We start from the raw sequence: 17534 nt of genomic DNA, 5'->3' as shown, positions 1-17534 counted from the left end.
CGGGCGTCGCGCGACCGGACCGCGGGGGGCGCGGCACTTCCCGCAGTGAGTTCGGTGAATGAACTCGCCAGGGAGCGCCGACGCTAGCACGCCAGGTTCATTCACCGAACCGTGAGGGAGTAAAGTGAGCGCATGGCTCTCGGCAAGGACTATGCGAACCAGCGGTGCTCCATCGCCCGCGCACTCGAAGTGGTCGGCGAGCGCTGGACCCTGCTGGTGCTGCGCGACGCCTTGTACGGCGTCCGCCGGTACAACGACTTCCTCGTGCACCTCGGCATCCCGCGCGCCGTCCTCGCCACCCGGCTCCAGTCCCTCATCGAGGCCGGGCTCCTGGAGAAGCACCGCTACCAGGATTCGCCGCCGCGCGAGGAGTACGTCCTGACCGACAGCGGCAAAGCGCTCTGGCCGGTCCTCCGTGTCCTCGGGGAGTGGGGGCGCGACCACCTCGCCGGCACCCTTGCGACGCGTGTCTTCGTCCACGCCGACTGCGGCACGGAACTGGGTGCGTACGGCGAATGCCCGGCCTGCTCCGTCCCCGTACCGCCCGAGGACGTCGAGATGAGGCCCGGTGAGGGCCTCGATGCGGACACCGACAATCCGGTCGGCCGCGCACTGCTCGCGCCCCGTCGGCTTCTGATGCCCCTGGAAGCCGATCGTGTATAACGGTTAAAGGTTGAAGCGCCGTGCGGACCCGCACCGCGCGTCGCGCAAGAGCGGTCGCGGGACAGCGGCCGCAGGAGAACGGGAGGGGGAGGAACCATGGACGTGAGCGCCAGGCAGCGCATGCGCGGTGGCCTCGCCCGGGTGCTGAGGCCCGCCGGGATCCTGCTCTTCTTCCTTACCGAGGTCCTGCTCGCCGAGGGCGGCAGCCTCTCCGCCGCCGTGGCGCTCGCCGCCACCGCGGCCGCCGGCACCGCGCTCGCCGCCTGCTCGGTCATCAGCGCGCGCTGCGCCGCCCCGGTGCCCCGCACCCGGGTCCGTACCGCCATGCGCGACCGGGAGAAACGCACCGCGTTCCTTCCGCAACGGGACCCCGACGCCAAGGGGCGCCGCCGGCCCCGAGCCCCGGGCCACGTCCTCCTGACGGCCGCGTAGGGCTCCCCTCTTTCCTCTTCTCCGCCCCGGGTACGGACGCGCTGTGCGCGCATACGTACGGGCGCCCCGCGCGGATCGTCATGCCGAAGCTGATCCCTTCCCGATCCCCTTCCCGGCACGACGAGACCCCCGGAGGGCTCATCCATGTCCGCCTTCATGTCCGCATTCGCCAGCCTGGTCGGCGCCCTCGCCGACGCGCTCCACCCGCTCTTCCAGAACGCGTCCACCGCCGCCGCGATCGTCCTGTTCACCGCCCTCGTACGCCTCGCCGTACACCCCCTGTCGCGGGCCGCGGCGCGTGGGCAGAAGGCGCAGCGGCGGCTCCAGCCGCAGATCGCCGAGCTGCGCAAGAAGCACAAGAAGAACCCCGAGCGGATGCAGAAGGCGCTCATGGAGCTGCACAAGGAGGAGAAGGTCTCCCCGCTCTCCGGCTGCCTGCCGAGCCTCCTGCAGATGCCGGCCTTCTTCCTGCTCTACCACCTCTTCTCCAGTACGAGGATCGGCGACGAGGCCAACGAACTCCTCGGCCACCAGCTCTTCGGCGCCCCGCTCGGCGAGCGCTGGCGCGACGCGCTCGCCGACGGCGGGATGTTCGGGGCGCAGGGCCTCGTGTACGTGGGGCTGTTCGTGATCGTCGCCGCCGTCGCCACGTTCAACTACGGCCGGACCAAGCGCCAGATGGCCGCCAACCCCGTCACCCCGGCCACGGGCCCCGACGGGCAGCCGGTCCCGGGCATGGGCGCGATGACGAAGGTGATGCCGCTGATGTCCTTCTTCACGCTCTTCACCGTGGCCTTCGTGCCGCTGGCCGCCGCGCTGTACGTCGTCACCAGCACCACCTGGACCGCGGTCGAGCGGGCCTACCTGTACCGCGACATGCCGGCCGCGGGCGCTGCCATGGCCCCCGCGGCGTAACCGCGTCCGCGTGGGCGTCGGTCCAGTGTGTGAACAGGGTCTTGCGGAGTGATCGGATGTCTTGGAGGATCGGACAAGCCTGCGATGGCCGCAACCCATCCGACGGGCCCGATCTCGACCTAGGGAGACAGACCGTTGAAGTTGCTTCGTGTGGGTACTGCGGGTGCGGAACGTCCGGCGCTGCTGGACGAGGACGGAACCCTGCGTGACCTGTCCGGGATCGTCGCCGACATCGACGACGCGCTGCTCGCCGACGGGGACGCGCTCGCCCGGGTACGGGCCGCCGCGGCCGCGCCCGGGGAGCTGCCCGCGCTCGACGCCGAGGGGCTGCGGGTGGGTCCGCCGCTCGGCCGGATCGGCAAGATCGTGTGCATCGGGCTGAACTACCACGACCACGCCACGGAGACCGGCGCCCAGATACCGGGCGAGCCGATCCTCTTCTTCAAGGCGCCGGACACGGTGGTCGGGCCCGAGGACGCCGTGCTCGTGCCGCGCGGCAGCGAGAAGACCGACTGGGAGGTCGAGCTCGCCGTCGTCATCGGACGCACCGCCCGGTACCTGGACTCCGCGGAGGAGGGGCTCGCGCACGTCGCCGGATACGCGGTGGCGCACGACGTCTCCGAGCGCGCGTTCCAGATCGAGCGCGGCGGCACGTGGGACAAGGGCAAGAACTGCGAGACGTTCAACCCGCTGGGCCCCTGGCTCGTGACGGCCGACGAGGTCGCCGACCCGCAGGCGCTGTCGCTGAAGCTCTGGGTCAACGGCGAGCTGAAGCAGGACGGCACGACGGCCGACCAGATCTTCCCGGTCGGCGAGGTCGTGCGCTACCTGAGCCACTTCATGACGCTCTACCCGGGCGACGTGATCAACACGGGGACGCCGGCGGGCGTCGCGATGGGGCAGCCCGATCCGAAGCCGTATCTGCGGGCGGGGGACGTCGTGGAGCTGGAGATCGCGGGGCTGGGGCGGCAGCGGCAGGAGCTGAAGGGGGCGTAGGGGTTGGCCTTCGGGCCCGGGTGGGGCCGGGGGCCGCTCCCGTCCTCCATCGCCGGACGGGCCGGAAGGCCCGGGCCGGAATGGACGTCCTCCATCGCCGGACGGGCTTGATTCCGGCGGGCTGTGCCGGGCTTGGCTGGGCTTGGTCGCAGGCTCGGTGCGTGAGGGCGATGTGCCGGGCCGACGTTGCCGGGCCGGCTTGATTCGTCCGGCTCGTTCGGTCAGCGAGGGTGCTGGAGGCGTAAAGATCGGAGGGGTGGGGGCTGCCTGGCGGTGGCCCCCACCCCTCCGTCCGTACCGGGGCCGGTCAGTCGCTGATCTTCGTGGCGAACTGTTCCAGCGCCTCGACCACCAGTGCGTGGTCCTCCGCCTGGGGCAGGCCCGAGACCGTGACCGATCCGATGACGCCCGCGCCCTCGACCGCGATCGGGAACGATCCGCCGTGCGCGGCGTACGTGTCCGGGTCCAGGCGCGAGGCCTCGTCGAACGTCGTCCCCTTGGCCCGGAACCGGGTCCCGACCAGGTACGAGCTCTCGCCGTACCGCTCGACGACCTTGCGCTTGCGGTCGATCCAGGCGTCGTTGTCCGCGCTGGAGCCGGGCAGTGCGGCATGGAACAGCTGCTGGGCCCCGCGCCGGATGTCGATCGCGACCGGGGCGTGCCGTTCCCGGGCCAGGGCCACGAGCAGGCCGCCGAGCGCGTACGCGTCGTCGTAGCCGAAATGCGGCAGCGTCAGCCGGCGCTCCTGGGCGATCAGCTCGGAGATGGTCGGAGCGGTGGGGTTCATGCGGACTGCTCCTCGGTGGAGTGAGCGGTGGCGGACACGGAGGCGGAGGCCGCGGGCAGGGTGACCGTGACGCCGTCGCGGGCCGAACGGCGGGCGGCCTCCAGGACGTCCAGCGCGGCGGCGGCCTGGAGGGCGGTCACCGGATTCTCGCCCTTCCCGCGCAGCGCGTCGGCGACCGCCGCGTAGTAGGCGGGGTAGTCGCCCGGCAGCGTACGCACCGGGGTGCCGCCGCCCGTGAGCGGGGACTCGCCCGAACCGAGCCGGCCCCACAGCGCCTCGTCCTCCACGCCCCACGGCGCCCGCGCCGACGGGCGGGTGCCCTCGCGCAGGGCGGCCTCCTGGGGGTCGAGGCCGTACTTGACGTACCCGGCGGCCGACCCGAGCACCCGGAAACGCGGGCCGAGCTGGGCCGTCGTCGCGCTCACGTACAGATGCGAGCGGACCCCGCCGGTGTGGGTGATGGCCAGGAACGTGTCGTCGTCGGCCGCCGCGCCCGGGCGGCGCACGTCCGACTCCGCGTACACCTGCGTCGCCGGGCCGAACAGGACCAGCGCCTGGTCGACGACATGGCTGCCCAGGTCGTACAGCAGCCCGCCGATCTCCTGCGGGTCGCCCGACTCGCGCCAGCCGCCCTTCGGCCGGGGGCGCCACCGCTCGAAGCGCGACTCGAAGCGCTGCACCTCGCCCAGCTCGCCGTTGGCGACCAGCGAGCGCAGGGTGAGGAAGTCGTTGTCCCAGCGGCGGTTCTGGAAGACCGAGAGCAGCAGCCCGCGCTCCTCGGCCAGGGCCGCGAGCTCCCGGGCCTCGGCGGCCGTACCGGCGACCGGCTTGTCCACGACCACGGGCAGACCGGCCTTCAGTGCGGCCGTCGCGAGCGGGACGTGGGTCCTGTTCGGCGACGCGATCACGATCAGGTCGAGCTCGTCCGCCCGCGCCCACAGCTCCTCCGGGGAGGCGGCGAACCGGACGTCGGGGAACTCGGCGCGGGCCTGCTCCCGGCGTTCCTCGTTCGACGTGACGACCGTGTCCAGGACGAGGCCCTCGGTCGCGGCGATCAGCGGGGCGTGGAAGACGGAACCCGCCAGGCCGTAGCCGACGAGTCCGACGCGCAGGGGGGTCCCGGACGATCCGGAGGTCTCGTGAGTCGCGTGGGCAGTCATGCCTTCCACTTTGGCAACGCTGTTGCCAAAGTGCAAGCGCAGGAGACAATGGGTCCGTGAACAGGAGTAACAGCGGCGCGAACCTGCCGACACTGCGCAGCCACAACGCGGCGCTCGTGCTCGACCTGCTGCGGGCGGCGGGCGAGCGCGGCATCAGCCGGATCGAACTCGCCGGGCGGACCGGGCTCACCCCGCAGGCCGTCAGCAAGATCACCGCCCGGCTGCGCGCCGAGGGCCTGGCGGCCGAGGCAGGCCACCGCGCCTCGACGGGCGGCAAGCCGCGTACCGTGCTGCGGCTGGTCCCGGACGCCGCTCACGCGGTGGGGCTCCATCTGGACCGCGACGAGCTGACCGTGGTGCTCGTCGACCTCGCGGGCTCGGTGGCCGCGAGCCGTACGGCTCCGCTGGACCTCGGCGCCCCGGCGGACGAGGTGCTCGCGGCGGCGGCCGGGGCGGTCGCCGCCGTGCGGGGCGACGGTGCGCAGTCCGTGCTCGGGGCGGGCGTCGCCGTACCGGGGCCGCTCGACCACCGGGGCGGAGTCCTGCACCGCGTCACCGGGTTCCCGCAGTGGGACGGCTACCCGCTCCGGGACGAGCTCGCCGCGCGGACCGGGCTGCCCGTCGTCATCGACAAGGACACCAACGCCGCCGCTCTCGGGCTCGCCCTCCAGACCCCGGACCCCGCCGACTTCGCCTACCTCCACCTGGGCACCGGGCTCGGCTCCGGACTGGTGCTCGGCGGGGCGCTGCACCGCGGCGCCCGTACCGGCGCGGGGGAGTTCGGCCACCAGACCGTCCAGCTGGACGGCGCCCCGTGCGGCTGCGGCGGGCGCGGCTGCATCGAGGCGCTCTGCCTGGCCGCCGTCGACCGGGGCGACGTCGCCGAGGCCGCCCGGGTGCTCGGGACCGGTGCCGCCAACCTGGTCGGGCTGCTCGACATCGACCGGGTGGTGCTGGGCGGACGCCTCGTCGCCGCCGACCCCGACGCGTACGTACGAGGGGTGCGCGCGGTGCTCGACGAACGGGCCCGGCGCGACGGGGCCGGCGGGGCGCCCGTCCCGGTCGTCGCCGCGGGCGGCGGGGAGCAGCCGGTCGCCGAAGGAGCGGCCCAGCTGATCCTCGCCCCGCTGTTCGGCCGGGTGGCAGGCGCCGCGGGCGGAGTGCCGGCGGCGTACTCCGCGGGCCCGTTCCCCGACGGTACGGAAGTGGGCTGATCGAGCGGTTCCGGGCGGCCGGGCGGAGGACCCCCCGGCATGTCGGCGGCGGCCGCCCGCCTGCCCCATGACACGGTCGCGGTTCCTGCCGGTGAACTCCGGGCCCGGGGCGAGCCGACCGTTTCCGCGAGAAATGAAGGCTGCCCGACCATGCCTCCCACCCCGCCCCCCGCGACACCTTCCCCGTCCCCCGCCCCGTCCCCGTCCTCCACCCCTTCCCCCGAGCACCCCGCCCCGTCGCGCCCGCCGTCGCCGCCGCCTCCCGCGGCCGGCCGCACCCGGCACGGACTCGTACTCGGGCTGGCCGCGGCGAGCGTCGTGCCCGCCGTCGTCCTCGGCGGCCCGGCCGTGGCCACCCCGCAGCGCCAGCCGGCCTTCACCCCGTCCGCCAACCCGAACCCGGCCTCCGCGCCGGACGCCGGCTCCGCCCAGCTGAACCCGGCCTCCGCGCCCGAAGCCGTCTCCGCCCGGCTGAACGCGGTCTCGGCGCCGGACGCCGTCTCCGCCGACCAGCAGCCGGCCTGTGGCGGCCCGAAGGCCGCCGACTTCCCGATCGACACCCGGATCCACGGCGGCCCGGACACCTACGCCCCCGGCGGCGGCTACGGCACCTGGTTCCTGGACCTGACCAACACCACCGCGGAGTCCTGCCGGGCGATCCACCCGGTCCTGGTCCTCACCGACGAGGACCGCGTTCTGACCTCGGACCAGATCCAGCTGGAGTTCTCCGAGCGCGCCGCCCCCGGCACCGAACACCGCGTCAGCTGGGAGACGACCGACCGCGACGAGCACATCGGCGTGTTCGGCGGCGAGGGCGACGACTCCTTCGCAGGCTTCACCGTCCCGGCCGGACGGACCGTCACCGTCCAGGTCAGGCTGGCGTTCACCTCCGACACCAGCCCCGGCCGGATCACCGCGAACGCCGCGATCGTCCAGCGACAGCGCTCCGACAGCGGCACCGGCGGGGCCCTCGACGGGGAGTGGGTCGGCGAATCCGAGGACTACCCGTTCACCGTGGTCGAGGACGACGGCGGCGAGGACCCGACGGACGACGGCACGACCGACGTGCCCGGCGAGGCGGAGGAGGGCGACGGCCTCACCGGGCGGCCGGACTCCAGCGCCGCTCCGCGCCCGGTCGCACCCGGCCGCGATCCGGCCGGAGTGCCGGAACTCGCCAGGACCGGACTCCAGGTCCCGGTCCCGCTGCCGGGCCTCACGGTCGCCGGGTTCCTGATCGGCGGCGGCGCCGTGGTGCTGGGCGCCCGCCGCATGCGCCGCACCCCCCGCTGACCCGGCTCGGCGGCGTACGAGCCGGGGCGGCATTGTCGCGGGGGTCCTCAACGGTGCCCACGGCATGGACCGGCCGACCCGCAGCGGAGCCACCGTGTCCCCGGCTCCGGCGCCGGAACTCCCGGGTGCGCAAGGCCGCAGTACACGGTGCCGAAGGAGCCTGATCGCACCGGCCGGGGCCCGCCGGGCGGCGGTCTAAAATCGGAGCCGTCGGCGCTGCACAGCGCGGTGCCGCCGGCGTTCCCGCACCTGGCGTACGGCAACAGGAGTCCCACATGGCAGAGCGCAAGCCGATCTCGTCCTGGCTCACCGACATGGACGGAGTCCTCATCCACGAGGGGACGCCGATCCCCGGCGCGGATGCCTTCATCAAGCGGCTGCGGGACTCGGGGCTGCCCTTCCTCGTCCTCACCAACAACTCCATCTACACCGCCCGGGACCTGCACGCCCGGCTCAACCGCATGGGCCTCGACGTCCCCGTCGAGAACATCTGGACCTCAGCGCTCGCCACCGCCCAGTTCCTGGACGACCAGCGGCCCGGCGGCACGGCGTACGTCATCGGCGAGGCGGGACTCACGACCGCGCTGCACGACATCGGCTACGTCCTCACCGACCACGAGCCCGACTACGTGGTCCTCGGCGAGACGCGTACGTACTCCTTCGAGGCGCTCACCAAGGCGATCCGGCTGATCAACAACGGCGCGCGCTTCATCTGCACCAACCCGGACGAGACCGGCCCGTCCGCCGAGGGCCCGCTGCCGGCGACGGGCTCCGTCGCCGCCCTCATCACCAAGGCGACCGGCAAGGCCCCCTACTTCGCGGGCAAGCCCAACCCGCTGATGATGCGCACCGGGCTCAACGCGATCGGCGCCCACTCCGAGTCCAGCGCCATGATCGGCGACCGGATGGACACCGATGTGCTGGCCGGTCTGGAGGCGGGCATGCAGACCTTCCTGGTGCTGACCGGACTCACTACGGTGGCGGACATCGACAAGTACCCGTTCCGGCCGTCCACGGTCGTCGAGTCCATCGCCGATCTGGTCGACCTGATCGACGTCGGCTGACCCGGCCGGGTGCGGGGAGCGGGCCGGTGGGCCCGCCGCCCCGCACTCCACCGGCCCAGCGGCCGGGCCCCTGCGGATGCGGAAAGCTCCGGCACGCGTGAACCTTCCATCAGGAGGTTCACGATGCGTTCCATACCGCTCACGTTCTGTGCCGCGGCGGCGGCAGCGGCGACCCTGATGCCCGCTTCCGTCGCACTGGCCAATTCCGACTCGGACCACGAGGACTCGCGGTCCCGGGTCACCCTCACGCTCTCCCCGTCCTCCGTCTCCCCGGGCGGCGAGGTCGACCTGGAGGTCGACGGCTGCAAGGGCAAGGAGGCCAAGGGCAGCTCCGACGCCTTCGTCTCCGAGGCGCGCTTCTCGCCCGGCGGCGACCGGACGCTGTTCGCCGAGGCCCGGGTCCGCTCGGACGCCGAGCCCGGCGACTACGACGTCGAGGTCGTCTGCAAGGGCGACAAGCACCTCAAGGCGTCCGCCGTGCTGACCGTCGTCCACCGCAACCGGCCCATGCCCGTCGCCCCGGTCCGCGCCGGCGGCGGAGGCACCGCCGTGCTCGCCGACCAGGCCGCCGCCCAGCAGGACGGTCCCGGCACCGTGCACGCCGTGGTCGGCCTCGCCCTGGCCGCCGTCGCGGCCGTCGCCGTAGCCTTCCGCAGCGCGCGACGCCGCCGCCCGGCCACCGACTGACGTGTCCGCCTCGGACCGCCCGGCGGGACACGGCAGGCTGCTCACCGGAGTGGCCTGGGCCGTGCTCCTGCTGGGTCTGTGGCTCTGGGGCCGCGGCATCACCGGCGGCTCCGGAGCCAGCTCCGCACCGACCACCGGCGACGTCGCCGCGGTCGGCCGGCCGCTCGGCGTGCCGCTGCCCCCGGCCCACGACCCGATCGAGGGCGTCGCGCCGCGGAGCGTCGAGATCCCGTCGATCGGGATCCGGGCCCCCGTCGTCTCCCGGGGGCTGGACAAGGACGGGGCGATTGAACCGCCGTCCTTCGACACGCCCCAGACGGTCGGCTGGTACGGCGCCGGCACCCGACCCGGCGCCAAGGGGCCGGCCCTCTTCGTCGGCCATGTCGACACCGAGACCAGACCGGCCGTGTTCTACGGGCTCAGCGCGGCCCGCCCCGGTGCCGAGGTCCGGGTGACCCGGGCCGACGGCACCGTCGCCGAGTTCACCATCGACGACGTCCAGGTCTTCACCCGCGAACGCTTCAACGCGCAGAAGGCCTACGGCCCCCGCAAGGACGGCCGGGCAGAGCTCCGGCTGATCACCTGCGGCGGCACGTACGACCGTGCGTCGAAGTCGTACACGGCGAACGTCGTCGTCTCGGCCTACCTCACCGGCGAGAAGTCCCGGGAGAAGGCGCGGGCCGAGGCGGCGGAGGAGGCGGTCGGCGAGGCGGGCGCGCCGGCCGGCGGCTGAACCGTTCGGTATCCGGCCCGGCCGGCTGCCCGGTTCTCCGGGTGCCGGCCGGGCCGGTCCTCGACCGCGGGGCGCGGGCCGCGGGAGTGGCCCGGCGCGGACACGGGAGGTCGGTGGCGGCCGCGTCCGCCGCACGCCCCACTGTAGGGGCGCGAACTACCCACGCCCAAACGGGTTCTGACGTTACGTCGATAACTAGTCACCCTCTGCACGCGGGCAGTCGGGGCGAAGCGTGGTGAACCCGTCGTGACGGCTCCTCGACGAAGTCGTGAGGGCCCGGGCCGGTCCGGGGCGCTGTGCCAGGATGGACGGCGATGCGACAGCACCGCCGTCGCACCTCGGTTCCTGGGGGAGTGGATGTACGGCAGTCACAACGGCCGGTTCGGCATGCGAGGGGTGGGCGTGGCCGTGGCGGGCGCCGTGCTGCTGCTCGCGGGATGCGGCTCTTCCGGCGACGGTGACGGCGACGGCGACGGCGGATCCGGGGACAAGAACCCGGCGGCCATCGGTCAGCGGCCCGAGGACGCAGCCCCGTACTGGGTCAATCCCGACGGGAACGCAGCCCGGCAGGTGGCCCGCTACGCCGAGGACGGCAACGAGAAGGACGCCGCCCTGATCCGCCGGATCGCCCGGCAGCCGGTCGGCGAGTGGATCGGCACGGACCGTCCGGAGGCCGAGGCGAAGGGCTTCACGGAGGCGGCCGGGAAGGCCGGCCGGGAGGCCGTGCTGGTCCTCTACAACATCCCGCACCGCGACTGCGGCCAGTTCTCCAAGGGCGGCGCCGCCGACGGGGACGCGTACCGCGCCTGGCTGGACCGGGTCGCCCAGGGCATCGGCGACCGGGGCGCGACCGTGATCCTGGAGCCGGACGCGGTGCTGCACCTGGTCGACGGCTGCACCCCGCGGGAGTTCCACGAGGAGCGTTACGACCTGCTCAAGGGCGCGGTGGAGCGGCTCAAGCAGCTGCCGGGCACCAAGGTCTACCTGGATGCGGGCAACGCGGGCTGGCACACCCCGGACGCACTGTTCCAGCCGCTCCAGCAGGCGGGTCTCGGCGCGGCCGACGGATTCGCGGTCAACGTCTCCAACTTCCAGACCACCGCGGTCAGCAAGGAGTTCGGCAAGCAGCTGTCGGCGAAGGTCGGCGGCAAGCCGTTCGTGATCGACACCAGCCGCAACGGCAACGGCCCGTACACCGGCGGCGCCCCCGAGGAGAGCTGGTGCAACCCGCCGGGCCGGGCCCTCGGGGAGCCGCCGACGACGTCCACGGGCGACGAGCTGGTCGACGCCTACCTCTGGATCAAGCGGCCGGGCGAGTCCGACGGCGACTGCCGCGGCGGCCCGAAGGCGGGCGCGTGGTGGCCCGAGTACGCACTGGGCCTGGCCCGCTCCACCTCGTAGTCCCCATGGCGCCGGCCGGGAGCAGGTCTCCCGGCCGGCGCCGCGAGGACCCCGCGCCTACGGCACCTGCACCCACGTCCCCTCGGACGGCGTGCCCTTGTCGTCGGTGACGAACAGCATGTACCAGCCCGACGGCACCAGCGCCCGGTTCCCCGGCACCGTCACCGAGATCTCGCCGTCCTCGCGCTTGAGGTCCAGCGCCACCGAGCGCTGGTCGGTGTCCGTGACATGGGTGACCGCGCTCGGCCGCATCAGCTTCGCCGACTTGATGGACGAGGCCTGGTTGGTGGTGAACACCGCCGTCCTCCCGCGCCCGATCCTCTTCGGCCCGGCGGTCAGCTCGGGCCGTGAGCCGCGGTACAGGTAGGGCGGGGTGTAGATCTCGATGCGCTGCTCGAAGACGCCGGGCCGGGTGTCGGCCTTGTCGGAGTAGAGCGAGTCGGATCCGAAGATCATGACCCGGCCGTCGGGCAGCAGTACGGACCCGGAGTGGTAGTTGCGGCCCACCGCCGGGTCGGCGACCCGCTGGTACGTGTCCGTCTTCGCGTCGTACAGCCGGGCCTGCAGCACGTCGGAACCGCCGCGGCCGCGGTAGTCGTTGGAGCCGCCGGTGACCAGCAGGGAGTCGTCGGGCAGCAGGGACGCGCTCGGGTAGCGGGTGCCCTCGTCCAGCGAGGCGCCGTCCTTGAACTCCGGGTCGGCGTCCTTGAGGTCGACCAGCCGGGACTTCGCGCTGGACCTGCCGGACTCGCCGACGCCGCCGCCGCCGATCACCATGAACTTCTCGTCCTGGGCCGGAGGCAGCCGTACGGTCGCCGAGGTCTCCATCTCGTCCGGGTCGCTCAGGCCGGGGATCCTGGTGAACCGGTTCGTCGCCAGGTCCCAGACGCCGGGGTCGCGGCCGACGGTGGCGGGGCCGTATCCCGCGTTCGAGCCGGAGTAGAAGAGCTTGCCGTCGTTCAGCAGGAAGACCGCCGGATAGGTGGGGAACTTCCGGACGATGCCGGTGTACTCCCACTTCCCGGTCTCCGGGTCGTAGATCTCGTCCTTGCCGGGGACGATCTGCCCGATCTCGTCCAGGCCGGACAGGGCGAGGACCCTGCCGTCCTGCAGCGTGGTGAGCGTCGGGTACCAGCGGGCCTCGTTCATCGGGTCGACGGTGATGTACTTCTCCGCCACCGGGTCGAACTCGAAGGCCTCGCGGATGCCCTGGAAGTCCTTCTTGTCGAGAGCCAGCTTCTGGGCGATCCCGTAGACGTTGCGGGTGTCGGAACCGGACAGGCCCGCGATGCGGTAGTTGTCCTCGGTCCCCGTCTCGTACTCCGTGCCGGACTTCTGGGCCTCGACGTAGATGCGGCCGAGCCCGGGGTCGTTGCGCAGGAAGGCGCCTGTGTTCCTGTCGAAGACCTTGGTCGCCTTCTCCACCAGCACGGGGTCCTTGGTGACGAAGGTCTTGCCGTTGGCCTTGCCGGTGAAACGGGTGCCCGCCGGCAGGGTGATCGGCTTGTCGGGGTCCTCGTTGTGCACGATCATCAGGCCGCCGGCCTTGGTGACGTCACCTTCGAGCTTCTCGTAGCGCTTCGTGCCGCCGGCTATGAGCAGTCTGCCGTCGGGGAGTTGGGTGTGGCCGGCGCAGAACATGTCCTTCGGCGTGGGGATGTCCTTGAAGGCGTTGGTCTCCGGGTCCCACAGCACCGACCGGAAGCTCTTCGCGTCGAAGTTCTTCTGGTTGTTGCCCGAGCCCGCGACGAGCAGCACCTTGCCGGTGTGCAGGAGCGCCGCGTGGATCGTGTTGATCCGGAACTCGGAGGGGACGTCCAGGAAGTCCCAGTGGCCGTTGGCCGCCTTGTAGTCGGACTGGTTGATCCTGTACGCGTGGTAGCGCTCGGTGCTGAAGCGGTACAGCCACGGCCCGTTCGCTCCCGCGAGCGCGAGAACCACCGCCGTACTGATCGCCATGCGGCGGGTACGGCGGCTCGGACGGTACTTCATGGTTTACGTCCCCCAAGGGCGATCTGCATGGTCTGTTCGTTGCCCGCCCAGTGCGGCTTGTCCTGCGGGGCGTGGGCGGTCGGTCCGCCCGCCGGCGGCGGGCCCGCGCGGCGCTGCTTCTTCTCGGCCCGCATCGTGTACCGCCAGCCGAAGATCGGCGCCGCCGTGATCAGCAGCGCCAGCGCGGCCCAGGTGAGCATCGCCGGATGGCTGTGGCCGAGGACGAGGGACGCGGCGATGGAGCCGGCGAAGACCAGGATGAAGAAGAGGTGGATGCGGAAGGTTCCGAAGAGGGTGTCCGGACTCGACGAGTCGCCCTTGGGCGTCACGACGAAGGAGCTCTTGCGGCGCAGCACGGCGTCCATCAGGGAGCGTGCGTAGATCGGCGCGGAGAGCGCGGACATCATCATGCCGGCGAGACCGCCGGAACCCTCGGGCTCGTGCGGCGAGACGTTGTGCCGGCGGTTCCAGATGTACAGGCCGATCTGGAGCGCCGAGGCGTTGCCGTACAGCATCATCCAGACGGTCGGGTCGATCTGCACACCGGAGGCGCCCATGCCCAGGAACAGGGCGCAACTGAGCGCTGCGAGGATCCAGTTCATGGCGGACATCGGGTAGAAGATGATCATCATCGTGTAGTTGAAGAGCTTGCCCGCGGGCAGCGAGAAGAAGCCCTTCCAGTACTGCTTGAGGATCGTCTCGTACGTGCCCCGCGACCAGCGCAGCTGCTGGGTGAAGAAGTCCGTCCACGCGGTCGGACCCTCGCCCACGGCCAGCACGTCCGGGGTGTAGACCGAGCGCCACTTGCGGCCGGTGTGCGGATTGCGGGCGCGGTGCATCTCGAAGCCGGTCGCCATGTCCTCGGTGATCGAGTCGTACAGACCGCCGATCTGCTTGAGGGCCGAGATCCGCACCGCGTTGCTGGTGCCGACGAACATCGGGGCGCCGTAGCGGTTGCCCGCGCGCTGGATCAGCGCGTGGAAGAGGAACTGCTGCGACTCGGCGGCCTTGGTGACGAAGGTGTCGTAGTTGCCGTAGACCTGCGGGCCGATGACGAAGCCGACGTCCGGGTCCCGGAAGTAGCCGAGCATCCGCTCCAGGTAGTTCGGCATCGGGACGTGGTCGGTGTCGACCGATGCGAAGAAGTCGTACGCGTCACCGTGGGCGTCGAGCCAGGCGTTGTAGTTGCCGTGCTTGGTCCTCGCCCGGTGCGGGCCCCTGGCCTGGTTCCAGTGCGCCACGCCCTTGCGGGAGAAGTGGTGCACGCCGAGCCGTCGGCAGACCTCCTTCACCGCCGGATCGTCGCCCTCGTCGAGCAGCCAGACGTGCATCGGCCCGCGGTGGCGGATGCGGACGGCGGCCGCCAGGGTCTTCGTCACCATCTCCAGGGGCTCCTTGCCCGGCACGAAGGAGGTGAGGAAGGCGACCCGGGTACCGGTCTCCGGCACGACCGGCACCGGATCGCGCGCCACCAGCGTGGCGTGTGCGTTGGAGAGGACGTTCAAGGTGCGGAAGAGCTCGATCAGACCGATCGAGACCAGCATCACGATGTCCAGGATCAGCAGCGTGTCGTCGCGGAGGTTCGGGTCGCGCCGGGTCCAGTGTCCGGGCTGCATCAGCCAGGCGAAGAGGCCGAGCGAGACGAGCGGAGCTGCTCCCAGGAGGAGGGCCGCGCGTATCCGGTGGGGTTCCTGGGAGAGGAGCGAGCGGTACTTCACGGTGTACGGCCGGGTGGGGTCGGGCTGGGTCAGAGGCCCGGCCAGCCGGCTGTAGTGCTCGTAGTCGTAGCGGGGCAGCGGATTCCTCTGCCTCCGCGGTCCCCCGGACCGTAGCTGCGTGGGTATCCGAAGCTGCGTCGTCCGGGACTGGTCGTCGTCCTGCCGGGCGCCTGGCGGCGTCGACGTCATGGGTCATCCCCCTGCACGCAGGCGGGGCTGCGTGGTCGGTCGGTCGTTTCTCGTCGTCCGCCACGGGTCCCCCTGGAACGCGGCCGACGGCTCAGCGGTGGGTCACCGTTCCTGAGACCGGGAACGGCGTTCTTCCGGTTGCATGATGCCTTCTCGGCGTTTGCTTGTGCACGACGCCTTCCCCCTGCGTCGGGCACAACCGGAATGATGCTCTCCGATTCCCCCAACCATGCTTCCCATCGGCGCGGTTGGCGCCGATGACTCCCAGACAGACTGGCCGACCCCAGCCGTCATCGCAAGGGCGAAAGGGGTTATTACCCGCTCATACGCGCGATTTGTGGGGCTCTTGTGGAGAGGTGGTGTGAGGGCTTAAGGGGGTGTGGGGGAGGGTTCCTCGCGCCGCCGGAAAGCCGGGTGATGGCCGCCTGTCGGGCGAGTGTGAACTGTGCGTGAGCAAAGTGGTCGCCGGGTGGCGTCTGCGCGACGGGCGTGGCGGGAGGCGTCCGCGCGGGGCGCGGTGGCGGGCGTCTGTGCGAGGGTGCGGCGGCGGGCGCCTGGGTAGGGCTGGCACCAGGGCTCGGTGTGAGAGGCGGTGTCGGTATCTGCGCGAGGGGCGGCGCCGGTGTCCGGCGGGGAGTGGCGGCAGGCGCGGGAACGAGCAAGGCCCCCTCACGCGTGGTGAGGGGGCCTTGACTCTGCGTGCGCCGCCAGGGACTCGAACCCCGGACCCGCTGATTAAGAGTCAGCTGCTCTAACCAACTGAGCTAGCGGCGCCTGCTGACCTGGAGAACTCTACCCGACATCCGGCCGTGCTCCTGACCATTTCCCCTCCGCCACGGCCTGTCGGATGGTCGTTTTTTCTCTTCTGTCCGTCAAAATGCAATATGTCAGGAGAGTTGAGACACTGACGCCCGTACAGATGCGCCCAAAGATCTTGACGAGTGCGGAGGGAATCGCATGACTGTGCCGGCCTTCGAGGAGTACGTACCTGACATCGACTGCATGTGTGCGGGGTGCGCCGTCCAACGGCGCGCCGCTGCTGCCGGACTGCCGACGCGGTACGGAGGGCATCCGGCCGCGCACGGCGCGCGACGCGCGATGGTGCTGGTCACCGCCGCCGGGGTGGTGCTGAGCGCCGGTCTCGCGGAAGCCGCGGGCGCGGCGGCCGACCCGGCCCCGGTGACGGACCCGGGCCAGGCGGCCGACGCGGCCGACGGTCCCGCCGAGCCGGGGCCGGACAGCCCGCAGGGCGGACCGGGACCACTACAGGGTGCGGGCGCCTCCGGACCACCGGCGTCGACATCCACGCCGCGCACGACCACCCGGGCCGACATCATCAACCGCGCGAAGAAGTGGGTCACCGCGCAGGTTCCGTACAGCATGACGAAGTACTGGTCGGACGGGTACCGCCAGGACTGCTCCGGCTATGTGTCGATGGCCTGGAACCTGCCCGGCAACGAATGGACCGGCAGCCTCGCCACCTACGGGACGCGCATCGCCCGGGAGGAACTCCAGCCGGGCGACATCCTGCTCTTCCACAACCCGGCCGACCCGGGGAAGGGCTCGCACGTCACGGTCTTCGGCGGCTGGACCGACTACACGCACACCCACTACACGGCGTACGAGCAGACCAAGCCGCACACCCGCAAGCAGACGACGCCCATGGCGTACTGGACCAACTCGGGCAACTACGTCGCCTACCGCTACAAGGGCCTGACGAGCGGAAGCGGTGGCAGCAGCTCGTCCAAGACGCAGTTCCCGGGTGCCGCGAAGTTCGGCGCCGGGACGAAGAACGACTACGTCACCCGGCTCGGCAGGATGCTCGTCGACCGGGGCGGCAAGCGTTTCTACAAGGTCGGCCCCGGCCCTGCCTGGGGCAGCGCCGACCGGCGGGCCACCCAGGCGTTCCAGAAGGCCCAGGGCTGGAAGGGCAAGGAGGCCGACGGCATCCCCGGCCCCCACACCTGGCGCCTGCTGGCGAACGGAATCGGCCACGACATCCCCGCCGCGGGCGGCTCGGCCGGGCCCGGCGGCTCCACCGCGGTCCCGGCCTTCCCGGGGCGGGGCTATTTCCGGCCGGGTCAGTCCAACAGCCATGTCGACAAGCTCGGCAAACAGTTGGTGAAGAAGGGATACGGCAAGTACTACCTGTCGGGCCCGGGCTCTCGGTGGACCGAGGCGGACCGACGCAATGTCGAGGCCTTCCAGAAGGCCCAGGGCTGGCGGAGCACGGAGGCCGACGGCTATCCGGGCCCGGAGACCTGGCGGCGACTCTTCGCGTGACACGACGCAC

General features: G+C 71.9%; 15 protein-coding genes and 1 tRNA gene. 11 read left to right on the top strand and 5 right to left on the bottom strand.

Translation table 11 applies throughout. From position 1 onward, the window contains the following. Nucleotides 1-132: 132 nt before the first annotated feature. From ACIQMX_RS09850 to ACIQMX_RS09835, 4 genes are all read left to right on the top strand, one after another. Nucleotides 133-663 (top strand): helix-turn-helix domain-containing protein, encoded by a 531-nt coding sequence (locus ACIQMX_RS09850; RefSeq protein WP_363068325.1) that lies wholly within the window; start codon nucleotides 133-135, stop codon nucleotides 661-663. Between the two features lie 96 nt (nucleotides 664-759). Next, nucleotides 760-1095 (top strand): DUF6412 domain-containing protein, encoded by a 336-nt coding sequence (locus ACIQMX_RS09845; protein ID WP_363068327.1) that lies wholly within the window; start codon nucleotides 760-762, stop codon nucleotides 1093-1095. A 144-nt stretch (nucleotides 1096-1239) separates the two neighbouring features. After that, nucleotides 1240-2010: a YidC/Oxa1 family membrane protein insertase gene (locus ACIQMX_RS09840; RefSeq protein ID WP_402476167.1), complete on the top strand. Its 771-nt coding sequence runs from the start codon at nucleotides 1240-1242 to the stop codon at nucleotides 2008-2010. A 135-nt stretch (nucleotides 2011-2145) separates the two neighbouring features. Continuing rightward, nucleotides 2146-3006 carry a fumarylacetoacetate hydrolase family protein gene (locus ACIQMX_RS09835; RefSeq protein WP_363068331.1) on the top strand — a complete coding sequence of 287 codons (861 nt, stop codon included), beginning with the start codon at nucleotides 2146-2148 and terminating at the stop codon, nucleotides 3004-3006. A 307-nt stretch (nucleotides 3007-3313) separates the two neighbouring features. On the opposite strand, the gene ACIQMX_RS09830 is transcribed toward ACIQMX_RS09835, so the two are convergent. Then, complete coding sequence (locus ACIQMX_RS09830; RefSeq protein ID WP_148018858.1) at nucleotides 3314-3793, bottom strand: heme-degrading domain-containing protein; 480 nt, start codon at nucleotides 3791-3793, stop codon at nucleotides 3314-3316. Then, complete coding sequence (locus tag ACIQMX_RS09825) at nucleotides 3790-4953, bottom strand: Gfo/Idh/MocA family oxidoreductase (RefSeq protein WP_402476164.1); 1164 nt, start codon at nucleotides 4951-4953, stop codon at nucleotides 3790-3792. The genes ACIQMX_RS09830 and ACIQMX_RS09825 overlap by 4 nt, the downstream gene beginning before the upstream one ends. A gap of 56 nt (nucleotides 4954-5009) precedes the next feature. Here ACIQMX_RS09825 and ACIQMX_RS09820 point away from each other — a divergent pair, with 56 nt between their 5' ends. From ACIQMX_RS09820 to ACIQMX_RS09795, 6 genes are all read left to right on the top strand, one after another. Then, on the top strand, nucleotides 5010-6167 hold the full coding sequence (locus tag ACIQMX_RS09820; RefSeq protein ID WP_402476161.1) for an ROK family protein: 1158 nt from the start codon (nucleotides 5010-5012) through the stop codon (nucleotides 6165-6167). Nucleotides 6168-6317: 150 nt separating this feature from the next. Further along, on the top strand, nucleotides 6318-7457 hold the full coding sequence (locus tag ACIQMX_RS09815; protein WP_402476159.1) for a hypothetical protein: 1140 nt from the start codon (nucleotides 6318-6320) through the stop codon (nucleotides 7455-7457). 275 nt (nucleotides 7458-7732) lie between these two features. Next, nucleotides 7733-8521: an HAD-IIA family hydrolase gene (locus ACIQMX_RS09810; RefSeq protein ID WP_363068339.1), complete on the top strand. Its 789-nt coding sequence runs from the start codon at nucleotides 7733-7735 to the stop codon at nucleotides 8519-8521. A gap of 123 nt (nucleotides 8522-8644) precedes the next feature. Next, nucleotides 8645-9208: a hypothetical protein gene (locus ACIQMX_RS09805; RefSeq protein ID WP_363068341.1), complete on the top strand. Its 564-nt coding sequence runs from the start codon at nucleotides 8645-8647 to the stop codon at nucleotides 9206-9208. Between the two features lies 1 nt (nucleotide 9209). Then, complete coding sequence (locus ACIQMX_RS09800) at nucleotides 9210-9941, top strand: class F sortase (protein ID WP_363068343.1); 732 nt, start codon at nucleotides 9210-9212, stop codon at nucleotides 9939-9941. A 357-nt stretch (nucleotides 9942-10298) separates the two neighbouring features. Then, nucleotides 10299-11342: a glycoside hydrolase family 6 protein gene (locus ACIQMX_RS09795; protein ID WP_402476154.1), complete on the top strand. Its 1044-nt coding sequence runs from the start codon at nucleotides 10299-10301 to the stop codon at nucleotides 11340-11342. A 57-nt stretch (nucleotides 11343-11399) separates the two neighbouring features. Here ACIQMX_RS09795 and ACIQMX_RS09790 read toward each other — a convergent pair whose 3' ends face one another. The 3 genes from ACIQMX_RS09790 to ACIQMX_RS09780 all read right to left on the bottom strand — a co-directional run bounded on the left by ACIQMX_RS09790 (nucleotide 11400) and on the right by ACIQMX_RS09780 (nucleotide 16015). After that, nucleotides 11400-13334, bottom strand: coding sequence for a galactose oxidase-like domain-containing protein (locus ACIQMX_RS09790; RefSeq protein ID WP_402476151.1), 1935 nt, complete (start codon nucleotides 13332-13334; stop codon nucleotides 11400-11402). Beyond that, nucleotides 13331-15241, bottom strand: coding sequence for a glycosyltransferase (locus tag ACIQMX_RS09785; protein ID WP_402476148.1), 1911 nt, complete (start codon nucleotides 15239-15241; stop codon nucleotides 13331-13333). Before ACIQMX_RS09785 ends, ACIQMX_RS09790 begins: the two co-directional genes overlap by 4 nt. A gap of 700 nt (nucleotides 15242-15941) precedes the next feature. Then, nucleotides 15942-16015, bottom strand: a tRNA-Lys gene (locus ACIQMX_RS09780). A 183-nt stretch (nucleotides 16016-16198) separates the two neighbouring features. Here ACIQMX_RS09780 and ACIQMX_RS09775 point away from each other — a divergent pair. Beyond that, the gene (locus ACIQMX_RS09775; RefSeq protein WP_402476145.1) at nucleotides 16199-17524 is read left to right on the top strand and encodes a peptidoglycan-binding protein; all 1326 of its coding nucleotides are present in this window, start codon (nucleotides 16199-16201) and stop codon (nucleotides 17522-17524) included. Nucleotides 17525-17534: the final 10 nt, after the last annotated feature.

It is taken from the genome of Streptomyces sp. NPDC091416, from assembly GCF_044756845.1.
Lineage (GTDB): Bacteria > Actinomycetota > Actinomycetes > Streptomycetales > Streptomycetaceae > Streptomyces.
The sequence above is the reverse complement of the archived record's forward strand: the minus strand, read 5'-3'. Positions and strand labels throughout refer to the sequence as shown.